This window comes from Citrobacter sp. Cpo061 (genome assembly GCF_030332845.1).
In the GTDB taxonomy this organism is placed as follows: domain Bacteria; phylum Pseudomonadota; class Gammaproteobacteria; order Enterobacterales; family Enterobacteriaceae; genus Citrobacter; species Citrobacter portucalensis.
The window spans coordinates 334318-349081 of the sequence record NZ_JAOWHB010000050.1 but is presented as its reverse complement, the minus strand read 5'-3'; the positions used below and the strand labels follow the sequence as shown (position 1 = coordinate 349081).

Sequence of the window (14764 nt, the reverse complement as noted above, 5' to 3'; positions counted from 1 at the left end):
TAGAGCATTATTTTTGACCGCGATGTCTGTGCAGCCACATCAGCTTATACGCAGCCGGAATAATGAATAGCGACAGCAATGGCGCGGTGATCATACCGCCAATCATCGGCGCGGCGATGCGGCTCATGACTTCTGAGCCAGCTCCCGTCCCCCACAAGATAGGTAACAGACCCGCGATAATCACCGCCACGGTCATCGCTTTTGGGCGCACGCGCAGCACGGCACCGTGATATAACGCTTCATCCAGCTTGTCCGCCGTAAAGGTTTGCGGATTTTCCAGCGCGGGTTCGGCTTCAATAGCGTGGCGCAAGTACATCAGCATCACCACGCCAAACTCCGCAGCAACACCTGCCAGGGCGATAAATCCGGTTCCGGTTGCGACCGACATATGGAAACCCATCCAGTAAAGGAACCAGATGCCGCCCACCAGCGCAAAAGGCACACTGGTGATAATCAGCAGCGCTTCGCCAAAGCGACGGAAGGCCAGATAAAGCAAGACGAAGATAATCATCAGCGTCATTGGCACCATCAACTTGAGCTTATGGCTGGCGCGCTCAAGCAGCTCGAATTGCCCTGAAAACGCCACGCTGGTCCCAGGCTTTAACTGGACCTTTTCAGCAATAGCCTTTTTCAGATCGTTTACCACTGAGACCATGTCACGATCTCGGGCGTCGATGTAAATCCAACTGGTTGGTCGCGCATCTTCGGTTTTCAGCATCGAAGGCCCCGAAACCACCGTCACATCGGCGACATCCGCCAGCGTAATTTGCTGTTTCATGGGCGTCAGAATCGGCAGATTACGCAATGCTTCCGGGCTATCACGATAGCTCTGTGCATAGCGCAGGTTGATAGGATAGCGTGCAATTCCTTCCACCGTTTCGCCCACCATTGCCCCTCCTACTGCTGAGGTCACAAACAGCTGCACAGCACCTACGGTCATGCCGTACCGGGCTGCTTTTTCACGATTAATATCTACGTTGAGATAGCGTCCGCCCACCAGACGCTCGGCCAGCGCCGAAGAGACACCCGGCACGGTTCTGGCCACCTCTTCAATTTGCTCCGCCGTGGCGTCGATATCTGCCAGAACATTACCCGACACCTTAATGCCAATTGGGCTTTTGATCCCCGTAGAGAGCATGTCGATACGGTTACGAATCGGCGGAACCCACAGATTCGCCAGCCCCGGCAAGCGTACGGTTTTGTCCAGCTCGGCGATGATTTTGTCCATCGTCATCCCCGGACGCCACTGGTCCTGCGGCTTCAGTTGGATCGTCGTTTCAACCATTTCCAGCGGTGCGGAGTCTGTTGCGGTTTCTGCCTTACCGGTTTTACCAAACACGCGCGCCACTTCCGGAACGGTCATGATCAGCTTGTCGGTTTTCTGCAGCATGTCCGCTGCCTGCGCCGCTGAGATCCCCGGCAATGTCGAAGGCATATACAGCAGATCGCCTTCGTTAATCTGCGGCAGGAATTCACCACCGACTTTATTCAGCGGGTAGACAACCGTCAGTATTGAAAGCACCGCCACCAGAATGGTGGTCTTGGGCCAGTGCAACACCTTCAGCAACAACGGATGGTAAATACGGATCAGAAAACGGTTAAGCGGGTTGCTACTTTCGGCCGGTATTTTTCCACGGATCCAGAACCCCATCAGGATAGGAATAACCACAATCGCCAGAAATGCCGCGCCTGCCATCGCATACGTTTTGGTGAACGCCAGCGGGCCGAACAGTCGCCCCTCTTGCCCCTCAAGCGTGAAAATGGGGATAAACGACAACGTGATGATCAACAGGCTGATGAACAATGCCGGGCCGACTTCTACCGAGGCGTCAGTAATAACCTTCCAGCGCGTTGCGTTATCGAGCTTTTCATTCGGATGCTGATGCCCCCGCTCTTCGAGCCGCTTATGGGCGTTTTCAATCATCACGATTGCGGCATCAACCATCGCCCCGACGGCAATGGCAATTCCCCCTAGCGACATGATGTTGGCGTTCAAACCCTGGAAATGCATCACGATAAACGCGATACACAGCCCCAGCGGCAGGGAAATAATCGCCACCAGCGCCGAACGCAGATGCCACAGGAACAGTGCGCACACCAGCGCCACGACGATAAACTCTTCCAGCAGCTTGTAGCTGAGGTTATCAATGGCGCGATCGATGAGCTGACTGCGATCGTATGTTGTAACTACCTCTACGCCTTCCGGCAGGCTGCTTTTCAGCGTGTCGAGTTTGGCTTTAACCGCAGAGATCACCTCACGCGCATTTTTACCGGAACGCAGGATAACCACCCCGCCCGCGACTTCGCCTTCGCCATTCAGTTCGGCGATCCCACGGCGCATTTCCGGCCCAATCTGTACGCGCGCCACATCACGCAGGTAAACAGGTACACCGTCGGCCCCTGTTTTCAGGACGATGTTATTGAAATCATCGAGCGTTTGCAGATATCCACTGGCGCGGACCATATATTCCGCTTCAGCCATCTCAACAGATGAGCCGCCCGCTTCCTGATTCGACGTATCCAGCGCCGATTTCACGTCCGCCAGGCTGATGCCATATTGCGTCAGCTTCATCGGATCGATAACGACCTGATACTGTTTAACCACGCCGCCTACCGAAGCGACCTCCGCCACGTTAGGAATCGTTTTTAACTCATACTTTAAAAACCAGTCCTGAAGAGAGCGTAATTCCGCCAGATCATGTTTCCCACTGCGATCCACCAGCGCGTACTCAAATATCCAGCCGACGCCCGTGGCGTCCGGTCCCATTTCCGCGCTAACGCCAGCCGGTAATTTTCCCTGAACCTGGTTGAGATACTCCAGTACGCGCGAGCGCGCCCAGTAAGGATCGGTACCATCTTCGAAAATGACGTACACGTAGGAATCACCAAACTGCGAGAAACCGCGCACGGTTTTCGCACCCGGTACCGACAGCATGGTGGTGGTCAGCGGGTAGGTCACCTGATTTTCAACAAGTTGCGGCGCCTGCCCCGGATAACTGGTTTTGACGATCACCTGAACATCAGAGAGATCGGGCAGCGCATCAACCGGCGTATTGATGATGGTCCAGGTTCCCCAGACGCTAAGAAACAGCGCCCCCATCATCACCAGAAAACGGTTTGCCACCGAACGACGGATAATCCATTCAATCATTTATCATGTCCTCAGTGTGAATGGGTCGCCTGGGCTGGCATGGCGGCTGCGTCTTGCGCCTTACTGTTCTGGGCACGCATACGGTCCAGTGCGCCAGAGATATTCGCTTCGGAATCAATCAGGAACAGGCCACTGGACACCACTTTTTCGCCTTCGGTCAGGCCGGAGCGGATAGCCGTCAGCCCCTGGGATTCATGGAATACCGCAACCTGTTTCGGCACAAATCGGCCTTCGTTATCAACGGTGATGACCCGCTGCTCGGTACCCGTATCAATCAGTGCTTTAGACGGGATCAGCAGCATTGGCTCGCTTTGTGTTTTCAGTTGCAGGTAAGCATTCATCCCGGGCTTGAGCGCCTCGTCGGGGTTATCGACCTGTAAACGGAGCTGGAGCGTACGCGTGGTAGCATCAACGCTTGGTAAGATACTCCACTTGCTGATGGTGAAAGGCTTATCCGGCCAGGCGGGCACTGTGATGGTAAATTGCGAGGCATCTTTAATCAGCCAGGCGATAGATTCCGGGACCGACGCGCTGACCCATACCGGGTCCATACCCTGAATTTTCGCGACCACATTGTCTTTGGAAATGTTCATACCGGTACGCAAATCGAATGCGGTGATCACCCCATCGATAGGCGCTTTCAGGGTAAAGCGAGTCTGAATTTTACGCGTCGATTTTAAGCGCTGGATATCTGCTTCAGGCATTCCAGCCAGACGTAATCTCTCCAGAATCCCTTCCACCTGCGTCGCGCTACCGCCCGTTTCCCGCAGCAATAAATATTCGCTCTGCGCCTCAACCCAATCAGGAATAGTCAGGTCGATCAGCGGCGACCCCTTCTTAATTTTGTCCCCCACGGTCAGCGGATAAACCTTCTCGATAAAGCCCGCAGAGCGTGCCTGGACAATAACAAACTGGTATTCGTTATAACTAACGTTGGCCGGGAAAGTTTGCGCATAATGCAGTGGTCCACGACGCACTGGCTCTGTTTTCAGCCCCAGGTTCTGGGTCTGTGTAGGATCGATGCGCACGCCAGGCGATGACGCGCTCGCGGTCTCTTCATCGGCATATTTCGGGATCAGATCCATATCCATAAACGGCGATTTACCCGGTTTATCAAAGCGCGTGTTCGGATACATGGGGTCATACCAGAACAACACTTTTCTGGCTTCTTTTTGCTGAACTGGCCCGGCTACAGACGATATTTTTGCCGATGAATAATAAGTATAAACACCGACAGAAATAATCCCGCCGGCAATCATGCTACCGAGAATAAGCGCGGTATTTTTAATATTTAAAGACGCCATAGTGATTTCCATTGCGCGATAGTCTCGCCCGCGTTCGCAAAAACCCGAGCAAGAATAAAAGAGACCAGCGAGAACGTTATTTACTGATGTGAATATCGCGTAACACAGAGAGATTTCCCTGCTGAACAAACGTAAACGCGACCTTATCGCCTGGCTTAATATCATCAGCCTTCGTATCAGCAACCAGCGTAAAGCGCATCGTCATGGCAGGCCAGTTCACCGCTGGAATAGGGTCATGCTTAATCGTGATTTTTTTACTCTCCATATCAACAGCTTCAATCACCCCGGTAGCGCTAATGAGTTGTTCCTGTTGAGCCGCTGGCTGCATATTCATCATCTCGCCATGCTGATTTTCATTGGCCTGGGCGTTAAACATAACCACAGAGAAAAGGCTAAACAGTACGGCTTTGGCGGTAGTATTCATACATCATGCTCCTGAAAAGTTAATATTAAGGATTACTCCACCCAACCGCCGCCTAAGGCAGCAAACAGTTTAATTTCATTAACCTGTTGGGCGTAATTAAGATCGAGCAGCGATTGCCGCGTAGCGAATAAAGAACGTTCTGCGTCTAATACTTCGATATAGCTAACTGCGCCATTCTGATAAAGCGCTCTGGCGCGCTGTAGTGTGATTTGCAATGAATCCAGATAACGCTGCTGCCCACTAATTTGATCGGCAATGCTTTGGCGTAACACCAGTGCATCCGCCACTTCTTTAAACGCGTTCTGAATTTTTTGTTCGTAATTCACTACTGACTGTTGCTGGCGAATTTCTGCCAGGTCGAGATTGGACTGATTACGTCCGGCGTTGAAGATTGGAATATCTATTTTGGGGACAAAATTCCACATGCCGCTGGAGGCATTAAATAAATTGGAAAGATCGCTACTGCTACTGGACACGGAACTGGTCAACGTTATCGACGGAAAAAATGCCGCCCGCGCAGCACCGATATTGGCATTTGCCGCCAATAATCCGTGCTCAGCTTCCATAATATCCGGGCGCTGCAACAGTATTTGCGACGAAAGCGATGGCGGCAGCGTTACCGGTTTAATATCCCCACGGCTGCGCGCCTGGTCATCGGGTAATTTCCCGTATGTACCCAGCAACAGTTGCAGCGCGTTATTGGCCTGTGCCAACTCACCTTTACGCTTGGCAATTTCGCTACGCGTACTTTCAATCACACCGCGCGCTTGTTCCAACGCCAGTACGTTGGTGCTACCGGTTATCAGTTGCTTCTCTACAAAAGCGTAAGAGCGCTGATAGTTTTGCAGCGTTTCTTCGGCAACTTGCAACTGCGCGTAAGCCAGACGCTGGTTGAAATAACTTTGCGACACGTTGGAAATTAATAAGATATGTACCGCCCGACGCGCCTCTTCGCTGGCGAAGAAGTTCTGCCGTTCGGCTTCACTCATATTTTTAAGCCGCCCAAAGAAATCCAGGTCGAAACTGAGATTGAGTCCAGCTTCGAATTCACGATCGGTGCTGCTATCACCTTTTAATTTACCGCTGTAGGTACCGCTGGAGCCTGCCGTGATTTGCGGATAACGGTCAGCGTCCGTGACGCCATACTGCGCTCGCGCTTCCTGAACCTTCAGCGTCGCCATGCGTAAATCGCGGTTATTGATCAGCGCCTCACCAATCAACGCCTTCACCTGGTCGTCAACAAAAAAGGTTCGCCACCCCGTGTCCTGGTATTCACCAGGAGCCGACACCAGGGAATTCTGGCTTAAAGAAAATTGCTGTGGCACCGGCAAGGCCGGGCGCTGATAGTCCGGCGCCAATGAACAACCAGCGAGCACGAATATAGCGCTGAGAGTAAGAAGCTTAAATTTGCTCATAGTTCTTCTCGTCCTGACCGGACTGATGTCCCTAAAATAAGTAGGAATTTATAGTCTTGTACTTTAACGAAGTGACTCTGTTTAACCGGTGACAGGAAAATGACAAAACTGTCATTTTCCCAATAACAGATTGCTATCCGATCCCGCTTCCCTAGAATTGAAAGTCCGCACAACCAGTGCGAGAAGGAGAATGCGATGAAGGTTTTGATAGTCGAAGATGAGAAAAAAACCGGTGAATACCTGACGAAAGGCCTGACGGAAGCGGGTTTTGTTGTGGATTTAGCGGATAACGGCCTGAACGGGTATCACCTGGCGATGACCGGCGATTACGACCTGCTCATACTCGACATCATGCTGCCGGATGTAAACGGCTGGGATATCGTGCGGATGCTGCGTTCCGCCAACAAAGGAATGCCCATTCTTCTCCTCACCGCACTGGGTACCATTGAACATCGGGTTAAAGGTCTGGAATTGGGTGCTGATGATTACCTGGTTAAACCGTTTGCCTTCGCCGAACTGCTGGCACGGGTCAGAACGCTGCTGCGCCGGGGCGCTGCGGTGATTGTTGAAAGCCAGTTTCAGGTCGCGGATTTAATGGTCGATCTGGTCAGCAGGAAAGTCACCCGCAGCGGTACGCGCATCACCCTGACCAGCAAAGAGTTTACGCTGCTTGAGTTTTTCCTGCGCCATCAGGGGGAAGTTTTACCCCGCTCACTGATCGCCTCCCAGGTCTGGGATATGAATTTTGACAGCGATACTAATGCCATCGACGTCGCCGTTAAGCGTCTGCGCGCCAAAATTGATAACGATTTTGAGCCGAAACTGATTCAGACCGTGCGCGGTGTGGGATATATGCTTGAGGTTCCTGATGACCAGTAAACGATGGCGGCGCCCTTTTTCACTGGCGACACGACTGACCTTTTTTATCAGCCTGGCGACAATTGCTTCATTTTTCGCCTTTGCATGGATAATGATCCACTCCGTGAAAGTCCACTTCGCCGAGCAGGACATCAACGATTTACAAGAGATTAGCGCCACGCTGGAGAGGATTATTAACCAACCCAACGAGCCAGAATCACGCCGCCTGGAAACGCTAAAAAATGTGGTGGCGGGTTATTCGAACGTCATTATTTCTCTGGAAGATAACAACCAAAAGGCCATTTTCCATTCGCCCAATGCGCCGGATCTCCGGCAGTTTATCGCCAGTGCAAGGCCCGATAAAAATGCTCATGCCAGCGATGTTTTTATTATCTCAGGCCCCACACTGCAAACCTCCAAACATATCCACGGACAGAAAACATCGTCTAACTGGCGAATGATTCGCCTGCCGGTAGGACAACTCGCTGATGGAAAACCAGCGTATACGCTGTATCTGGCATTATCGATCGACTTTCATCTGCACTATATTAACGATCTGAAAAACAAGCTGATTATGACAGCATCGCTGATTAGCATGATGATTGTTTTTATCGTGTTGTTCGCTGTATACAAAGGTCATGAACCAATTCGTAACGTCAGTCGTCGCATCCAAAATATCACCTCGAAAGATCTCGATGTACGCCTCGATCCGCAAGCTGTTCCTATTGAACTGGAACAGCTGGTGAGTTCGTTTAATCACATGATCGAACGCATCGAGGACGTATTTAAACGGCAGTCGAACTTCTCAGCGGATATTGCCCATGAGATCCGCACGCCAATAACTAACCTTGTCACTCAAACGGAGATTGCGCTCAGCCAGACCCGCAGCCAAAAAGAGCTGGAAGATGTGCTGTATTCCAATCTCGAAGAGTTTGGCCGTATGTCGAAGATGGTGAGTGATATGCTGTTTCTGGCGCAGGCGGATAACAATCAGCTGATCCCAGAAAAAAAAGCGCTCAATCTGGCTGATGAGGTCGGTAAAGTGTTCGACTTTTTCGAAGCCTGGGCTGAAGAGCGTGAGGTTGGTTTACGGTTTGAAGGACGCGCATGCTGGGTTTCAGGCGACCCATTAATGTTACGCCGGGCAATGAGTAATCTGCTGTCAAATGCCATGCGCTATACGCCAAAAGGCGAGTCGGTAACCGTGCGGGTGAAAGAGGCGGATGGCCAGGTGCAGATAGTCGTTGAGAATCCCGGAAACCCCATTCCCCCGCAACATCTTCCGCGACTCTTTGACCGCTTTTATCGAGTGGACCCTTCACGACAGCGTAAGGGCGAAGGCAGCGGCATTGGTCTGGCGATTGTGAAATCAATTGTGACTGCCCATCAAGGAAAAGTCTCGGTGACTTCCGACCCTCATGCCACTCGCTTTATTCTGACGCTGCCCAAGCACGCGATTTAATTTATGGTGATGACGCTTATACCCGTCATCACCTGTTGTCTGACACAACCGTCATAATCCTGTCACGCCACTGACAGCCCCTATTAATTATACTTTCTTCCGTAAACCCAAACAGGAGAAATATGATGAATAAGATGTCCTCTTTTTTAGCTATCGCGTTTTTTATTTCAGCTGGCGTTAATGCGGCAGAAACACCCAAAATGCATCAGCAGGCCGCAATGGCTCATGAAATGATGAATAACAGCGACGCTCCTGCACATCAACAAATGGCACAAGCACACGCCGCGCAGGCAAATAATTCATCGTCAACATCAACCAATGCGCAATCATTTTCACAAATGAATGAACATGAAAAAGCGATGGTTGTTCACCAATCGGTAAACAACGGCCATTCATTTGCTCATGAGGTACAGGCCGAGCAGCACCGCGCGCAGATCTCCACTCAGGGGTAAAGACGAACTATATTGACAACGACATCCATAAATACGCGAAGTTTGAATATTGTGGACTACTCTCCCCACGCGGGCCTGTTTATATACAAGCCCGCGTCCCACTTCATCGTTAATGTCAATATTAATAATTCATTAAATCCTTCTTCTAAAAGTAAATACATCTTAGCTCTCTACCCGGATTGTATAAAATAAGTAAATAAACAGCTTATTATGTTGCGTATTACAGCATTCACCACCCCACCCTAATTATAAATTAGGATTCCCCCTGGTATGCTTCATTAATATTTAATGGGAGACTGCCGTCGTCGTAAACATGACAGTCAAAAAGTTCGCATTCCTATAAATAAATTTAATGATGATAGTGAGTAAAAAATGAATAAACGTCTGCTAACCCTCCTTGTCCTTGGCCTGACAACTGCCACAACAGCATGTGCAATTACCCCGGCAATGCAGAAAAAGTATGAACGTTCAGGTTGTACGCAGATGAGTGAACTCAATGGCTGCGATGTGAATAAATCCTATCAGTGGAACCGCGATCATGGCTTTATTGAGAACAGTAACGGCCAGCAGAATCGTCATCATCATGGTGAAAAACAGCAAAATACCACTAACACGGATAACCACGATAATGCCGGTATTGATGGCAAATTCAGCGGGAATTACGTAGCCAAATTTGCCAGTGGTCAACGCAGCGTTGATATTCACGTCGAAGATTCCGGCGTTTACGTCAATGGTAATGAAGTGCGTGACGTAAATACCTATAAGGATACGATGACCTTCCGTGTCGGCTATGCCACCTATACGATTAAAACAAATGGTCACGGTAGCTGGAATGACAGCGATGCAGGAAACGCAGGCAAAATTGTGCGTGAATAACGGATAACACTAAAGAGCGCTGAGATCACAGCGCTCTCAAAAGTGATGCATTACAGTATGCCGTTTTAATACGGGAGTCAGGCATGGCTTTAACCCTCACGGTGCTGCTTGAAAACCGACGTGCTGCTGGCGCTGGAAAAACATTACTGGCAAAGCCTGGATTAAGTCTGTTAGTTCAGGATGATACAACCACGATATTGTTCGATACCGGGCCGGATGGCAGCTTCATGCACAACGCTGCACAAATGGGCGTGGACCTGACGCACTTAACCGCCGTAGTGCTGTCGCACGGTCATTATGATCACTGCGGCGGCGTGCCGTGGCTTGCGGATAACAGCCGTATCATTTGCCATCCTCAACTGGCCTGCGAGCGTTACGCATCGATAACGGTTGCGGGAATACCACGAAAAATTAAAAAACTCTCGCGTGATAACAACTACTCTCGATTCATAATGGAATACACCCGCGAGCCGCTGGCTATCAGCGATCGCTTTTTGTGGTCCGGGGAAATCAGTGTCCCCACGCCACAGTCCTATGGCGTGATTAGCGAGAAAACACTCCAGCCAGATTACATCAGTGACGAAGGCGTATTGATCTATAAATCTGCACGCGGGTTAGTCATCATTACCGGTTGCGGGCATCGGGGAATAGAAAACATCGTACGCCATTGCCAGAAAATCACCGGGGTTAACAAAATTTATGCCCTGGTCGGTGGCTTTCATTTACGCGCCGCCTCCCCCGCTAAGCTATGGCGGACCCGACAATTTATTCAGCAACAGCAACCCGAAAAACTGCTCGGCTGTCATTGCACCGGTTCGTGGGGGCGATTGTGGCTACCGGGAACTGACGCCCCGGCAACGGGAGATGTGATAGTGCTGGCTGAGTAACAACAGTAAAACGTTGCCCAAACAGCAATAAAAAACGGGAGCCTTACGGCCCCCGTTTATCAGTCATCATTACATGGTGACAATTGCTGGCTCATCAAAGACGGTGAGTTTTGGCGCTTCACCGGTGTATTTTTCTGCGTATACCAGGCTGGTATTCCCGGCACAGCCGTTCGCCAGTCTTGAAGTCGGGATATCCGCCGTCAGCACGTTCGCGCCGCCATTTTTACAGATACCGTTTTCAATATCCGGCCATGCGCCTTCATGAATACAGATGATGCCCGGTTTGATGCCGTCGCTGACGTGCGCCCCAACCAGAACCTGTCCACGAGCATTCCATACGCGGACCAGATCGCCCTCGGCAATCCCTCTGGCTTTTGCGTCATCCGGATGAATCGTCACCGGTTCACGATTGGCAATCGCGTACTCTTTACGTAGCGACGCGTAGTTCAGCTGGCTATGCAGACGATGTGCCGGGTGCGCCGTCAGTAGCTGCAGCTGATCTTTATCCGCAGTTCCTTTCCATTCATCCGGTTCAATCCAGGACGCATGCGGCGGACAGTCTTTATACTGATAGCCTTCAATCGTTTTCGAGTAGATTTCTATCTTGCCGCTCGGCGTTCCGAGTGCGTTCATCACCGGATCGCTGCGGAAATCCGCGTAGCGCACATATTTGTTATTCTTTTCATTCTCACGCATTTCGATCAGTTTATTCTGCTGCCAGAACGCGTTGAACTGAGGCATGGCAACACGCTGGGCGCGGGCGGCTTTTTGCGCGACGTCATAGAACTGCTTCAGCCACGCCATTTCGTCTTTGCCTTCGGTGTAGACAGCTTTCCCCCCCGGCTTGAGCATCTCAGCCAGATCGGCAAATACGTCAAAATCACTACGCGCTTCAAACTGCGGCTCAATGACCTGCTTCATCGGTACCAGATGCTGGTTACTGTAATCACCGGTCATGGTCAGATCGTTACGCTCAAACGAGGTGGTGATTGGCAGAACGATATCGGCGTGTTTGGCCGCAGCGGTCCAGTAGCATTCAGAGATGACAACCAGTTCAGGCTTCTGCCAGGCTTTGATTAAGCGGTTGGTATCCTGATGATGGGTAAAGTTAGCGCCGCCCGCCCACCAGATCATTTTGATATCCGGGAAGGTTTGCTCTTTACCGTTATGTTGATATTTGCCGCCTGGGTTTTCCAGCGCTTCGACAATTCGCGCTACCGGCAGGCTGGTCACCGCATCGGAAACCGCCCAGTCATTACCTGCCGATGACCCACCCTCAATTTTGGCGGAGATCGCCGGTAAAACCCCACCGATGCGCGTTGGGTTACCGCCATTGGAATAGTGATAAGAGAACCCGAAGCCGCCGCCTTCGGTACCAATTTGCCCCAGCATCGCCGCCAGAGTCACCAGCATCCAGTGTTTTTGCTCACCGTATTGCTGGCGCTGAATCCCCCAACCTGCCATGAGCATGGTTTTGTTGCTGGAGAAAATTTCCGCCAGCTTTTCCAGTTGCTCAGCAGGCACGCCACACACGCCAGATGCCCATTCGGCGGTTTTCTCTACTTTATCGCTCTTGCCGAGCAGGTACTCTTCAAACTGCGGATATCCGGTGGTGTATTTTTCCAGGAAGGCTTTGTCGTGAAGGTTTTTCTTCACCAGCGTATGGGCGATCCCTAACATCATTGCCACATCGGTCCCCATATGTGGCGCAATCCAGGTCGCATTATCACCAAAGAACTCGATGGTTTCAGAACGCATCGGATCGATGGCGATGACGCTTTTCCCTGATTTCTTCAGCAGATTAAAGTATTCGATCCCTTGTTCATCCGTGCTGCTCCAGGCAATCTTAAGGGTGTTGAGCGGGTTCATCCCCCACAGCACCACGACCTGACTGTGCTCAAGCACCATCGGCCAGGTGGTTTGCTGCTCATAAACCTCAACCGATCCCACAACGTATGGCATGATCACCTGCGCGGCACCGGTTGAATAATCTCCGGTATGCCCAGCGTAGCCACCGGCCATGCTCATATAGCGTTGCAGTAAGGTTTGCGCCTTATGCAGAACGCCGCTGGATCGCCAGCCATAAGAACCGGCAAATATCGAAGCGGGACCATAGCTGCTGCGGATCCGGCTGTGCTGTTCATGAATGAGCTTCAGCGCTTGCTCCCAGCTGACCCGCACGAAGGGATCGTTACCGCGTTTGCCATCCGCTTTACCCGGGTTTTCCAGATAGCTTTTGCGCACCATCGGATACTTAACGCGGATATTGGTATGAACCTGATCTGGCGCGGTTTGCTGTAATGAGTTCGGCACCGTTTTCGGCAACGCACCTTTTGAGGAAACCACTTTTCCGTCTTTTACTTCCACGTATACCGCACCCCAACGTGCTGCCGTCAGGATTGCTCCGCCATTCTGGCCTTCGGCCCAGGCTGGCATTGGGATCACCGAAGAAATCGCCATTGTCCCGGTTGCCGCGCCAGCCGTCTTAATAAAGTCACGTCTTGTGAGTTTCATGATTTCTCCTGATTAATCGCTTATTTATTCATGTCTTTAGCGTTGTACTGGAAGTAACGGCTCAGGATATCCAGTTCGGTTTCACTGATATTGGTGCGAGCCCCCATCCCTTTGGCTACTGAAGGCCAGGCGTTGAGCGTGAAGTGATTCGCCGGAATTGGCGCATGACAGCCCGCGCAGTAAACATTGTCGAGTTTGCGCGCGTAATCCCACATAGGTTCACGGCTGGCGAGTGCGGAACCGCTCCATTCGCCCTGCAGCACGACATCTCGCCACGCATTGCCGTAGTCATCTTTTTTCCAGTCGGAGAGGATCTTCAGCGACTGTTGACCTTTTTCATTCAGGCTGGCAAGAATCAAACGCTGCCCTGCTGCGTAGTAAATAACCTGTTCACTTCCTTGCATCTGGCTACCGCGAATCTCGACCAGTCGCGCGTTGTCCGTTGTTTTCAGGACCTGCATTTTGGTTGCCGGGTAAACAGTTCCCAGTTCGCCAAGCGCGGTGTTGCTTACAGCATAAAGTTCAGTTGCTGAAGCTGGGGTGGAGGCTGACTGCGCTTCAAGTCCTTTAAGCGCACTGTCATCCATTTTTATTTCAGGTGGGAAATGGGCGACGCCTTTATGGCAATCAATACAGGTTTGCTTTTCCGCGATGCCCATTTTGTGCATCTTCTGAGCATCCGCGCTTTGTGCGGCAAGATCCATGGCGTCCATACTGTGGCAGCTACGGCAGGTCGCAGAATCATTAGCCTTGAGCTGTGCCCAAACGGTTTGCGCCATCTCCAGACGGTGTTCTTCAAATTTTTCCGGGGTATCGATCTTTTTGGTGATGAACTGATGATAAACATCTTTTGATGCCCGCAGCTTAGCCACCAGAAAATCCAAACCGCCCTCCGGGATATGACAGTCCGCGCACTCTGCGCGAATACCTTTCTGATTCTGGAAGTGAACCGAGCCTGTATATTCTTCGTAGGGCGCCTGCATCGTATGGCAAGACAAACAGAATTCTGTACTCGAGGTTTTATGTAATGTCCATTGCCCTGCCAAAACAATAACTGCACCAAGAACAATGCACAGCAGCATCGTCCATAGGATAGTTTTATTTATTTTTCTCATCTTTTAATTCCATCAGACGAATACCCTTTTAGAGGTAGACAATAAATATCCTAAAGCAGCTATTTATTGATATTCATCAAGCGCGGAGAGAAATGAGAATCAGCAAATGGGTAAGTTTGAAGAGGCTCGCATAATTAGTGAGAACGAAATGTAATTATTGTTTTTCTTTAAAAACAGATTTTTAAACCACTTACCAAGTTTATACATCTGTAAAGTAAGATGATGTCAGAATAAAAAATTACGGAGTTTATAACGCTGTTGAAATTACCCCCTTAACGGCCATCGTTATATAATTAAATATACAAT

Annotated in this window: 11 protein-coding genes; 5 read left to right on the top strand and 6 right to left on the bottom strand. The window is 50.7% G+C overall.

The window, feature by feature from the left end:
• Nucleotides 1-7: 7 nt before the first annotated feature.
• The 4 genes from OGX97_RS16555 to OGX97_RS16540 all read right to left on the bottom strand — a co-directional run bounded on the left by OGX97_RS16555 (nt 8) and on the right by OGX97_RS16540 (nt 6294).
• Complete coding sequence (locus OGX97_RS16555) at nt 8-3151, bottom strand: CusA/CzcA family heavy metal efflux RND transporter (protein WP_235124845.1); 3144 nt, start codon at nt 3149-3151, stop codon at nt 8-10.
• Nucleotides 3152-3162: 11 nt separating this feature from the next.
• The gene (locus OGX97_RS16550) at nt 3163-4455 is read right to left on the bottom strand and encodes an efflux RND transporter periplasmic adaptor subunit (RefSeq protein WP_279850414.1); all 1293 of its coding nucleotides are present in this window, start codon (nt 4453-4455) and stop codon (nt 3163-3165) included.
• 76 nt (nt 4456-4531) lie between these two features.
• Nucleotides 4532-4879: a cation efflux system protein CusF gene (cusF, locus tag OGX97_RS16545; protein ID WP_008784023.1), complete on the bottom strand. Its 348-nt coding sequence runs from the start codon at nt 4877-4879 to the stop codon at nt 4532-4534.
• Between the two features lie 32 nt (nt 4880-4911).
• Nucleotides 4912-6294, bottom strand: a complete 1383-nt coding sequence (locus OGX97_RS16540) for an efflux transporter outer membrane subunit (protein ID WP_008784022.1) — start codon at nt 6292-6294, stop codon at nt 4912-4914.
• Between the two features lie 195 nt (nt 6295-6489).
• On the opposite strand from OGX97_RS16540, the gene cusR reads away from it, so the two are divergent.
• From cusR to OGX97_RS16515, 5 genes are all read left to right on the top strand, one after another.
• Nucleotides 6490-7173 carry a copper response regulator transcription factor CusR gene (gene cusR / locus OGX97_RS16535; RefSeq protein WP_003831137.1) on the top strand — a complete coding sequence of 228 codons (684 nt, stop codon included), beginning with the start codon at nt 6490-6492 and terminating at the stop codon, nt 7171-7173.
• Nucleotides 7163-8614 carry a Cu(+)/Ag(+) sensor histidine kinase gene (locus OGX97_RS16530; protein WP_032942607.1) on the top strand — a complete coding sequence of 484 codons (1452 nt, stop codon included), beginning with the start codon at nt 7163-7165 and terminating at the stop codon, nt 8612-8614. The genes cusR and OGX97_RS16530 overlap by 11 nt, the downstream gene beginning before the upstream one ends.
• Nucleotides 8615-8739: 125 nt before the next feature.
• Nucleotides 8740-9066 carry a hypothetical protein gene (locus OGX97_RS16525; RefSeq protein WP_020996562.1) on the top strand — a complete coding sequence of 109 codons (327 nt, stop codon included), beginning with the start codon at nt 8740-8742 and terminating at the stop codon, nt 9064-9066.
• A gap of 372 nt (nt 9067-9438) precedes the next feature.
• Nucleotides 9439-9942, top strand: a complete 504-nt coding sequence (locus tag OGX97_RS16520) for a hypothetical protein (RefSeq protein WP_048235932.1) — start codon at nt 9439-9441, stop codon at nt 9940-9942.
• 83 nt (nt 9943-10025) lie between these two features.
• Nucleotides 10026-10829, top strand: coding sequence for an MBL fold metallo-hydrolase (locus tag OGX97_RS16515; RefSeq protein WP_279850413.1), 804 nt, complete (start codon nt 10026-10028; stop codon nt 10827-10829).
• A 69-nt stretch (nt 10830-10898) separates the two neighbouring features.
• On the opposite strand, the gene OGX97_RS16510 is transcribed toward OGX97_RS16515, so the two are convergent.
• On the bottom strand, nt 10899-13343 hold the full coding sequence (locus OGX97_RS16510; protein WP_032942601.1) for a trimethylamine-N-oxide reductase 2: 2445 nt from the start codon (nt 13341-13343) through the stop codon (nt 10899-10901).
• A 20-nt stretch (nt 13344-13363) separates the two neighbouring features.
• On the bottom strand, nt 13364-14458 hold the full coding sequence (locus OGX97_RS16505) for a NapC/NirT family cytochrome c (RefSeq protein ID WP_279850412.1): 1095 nt from the start codon (nt 14456-14458) through the stop codon (nt 13364-13366).
• Between the last annotated feature and the right edge of the window lie 306 nt (nt 14459-14764).

Bases quoted from the DNA above. Each gene is read 5' to 3' on its own strand.
- cusF (WP_008784023.1), bottom strand. From the start codon at position 4,879: ATGAATACTACCGCCAAAGCCGTACTGTTTAGCCTTTTCTCTGTGGTT.
- OGX97_RS16505 (WP_279850412.1), bottom strand. From the start codon at position 14,458: ATGAGAAAAATAAATAAAACTATCCTATGGACGATGCTGCTGTGCATT.
- OGX97_RS16540 (WP_008784022.1), bottom strand. From the start codon at position 6,294: ATGAGCAAATTTAAGCTTCTTACTCTCAGCGCTATATTCGTGCTCGCT.
- OGX97_RS16555 (WP_235124845.1), bottom strand. From the start codon at position 3,151: ATGATTGAATGGATTATCCGTCGTTCGGTGGCAAACCGTTTTCTGGTG.
- OGX97_RS16510 (WP_032942601.1), bottom strand. From the start codon at position 13,343: ATGAAACTCACAAGACGTGACTTTATTAAGACGGCTGGCGCGGCAACC.
- OGX97_RS16550 (WP_279850414.1), bottom strand. From the start codon at position 4,455: ATGGCGTCTTTAAATATTAAAAATACCGCGCTTATTCTCGGTAGCATG.
- OGX97_RS16520 (WP_048235932.1), top strand. From the start codon at position 9,439: ATGAATAAACGTCTGCTAACCCTCCTTGTCCTTGGCCTGACAACTGCC.
- OGX97_RS16515 (WP_279850413.1), top strand. From the start codon at position 10,026: ATGGCTTTAACCCTCACGGTGCTGCTTGAAAACCGACGTGCTGCTGGC.
- OGX97_RS16530 (WP_032942607.1), top strand. From the start codon at position 7,163: ATGACCAGTAAACGATGGCGGCGCCCTTTTTCACTGGCGACACGACTG.
- OGX97_RS16525 (WP_020996562.1), top strand. From the start codon at position 8,740: ATGAATAAGATGTCCTCTTTTTTAGCTATCGCGTTTTTTATTTCAGCT.
- cusR (WP_003831137.1), top strand. From the start codon at position 6,490: ATGAAGGTTTTGATAGTCGAAGATGAGAAAAAAACCGGTGAATACCTG.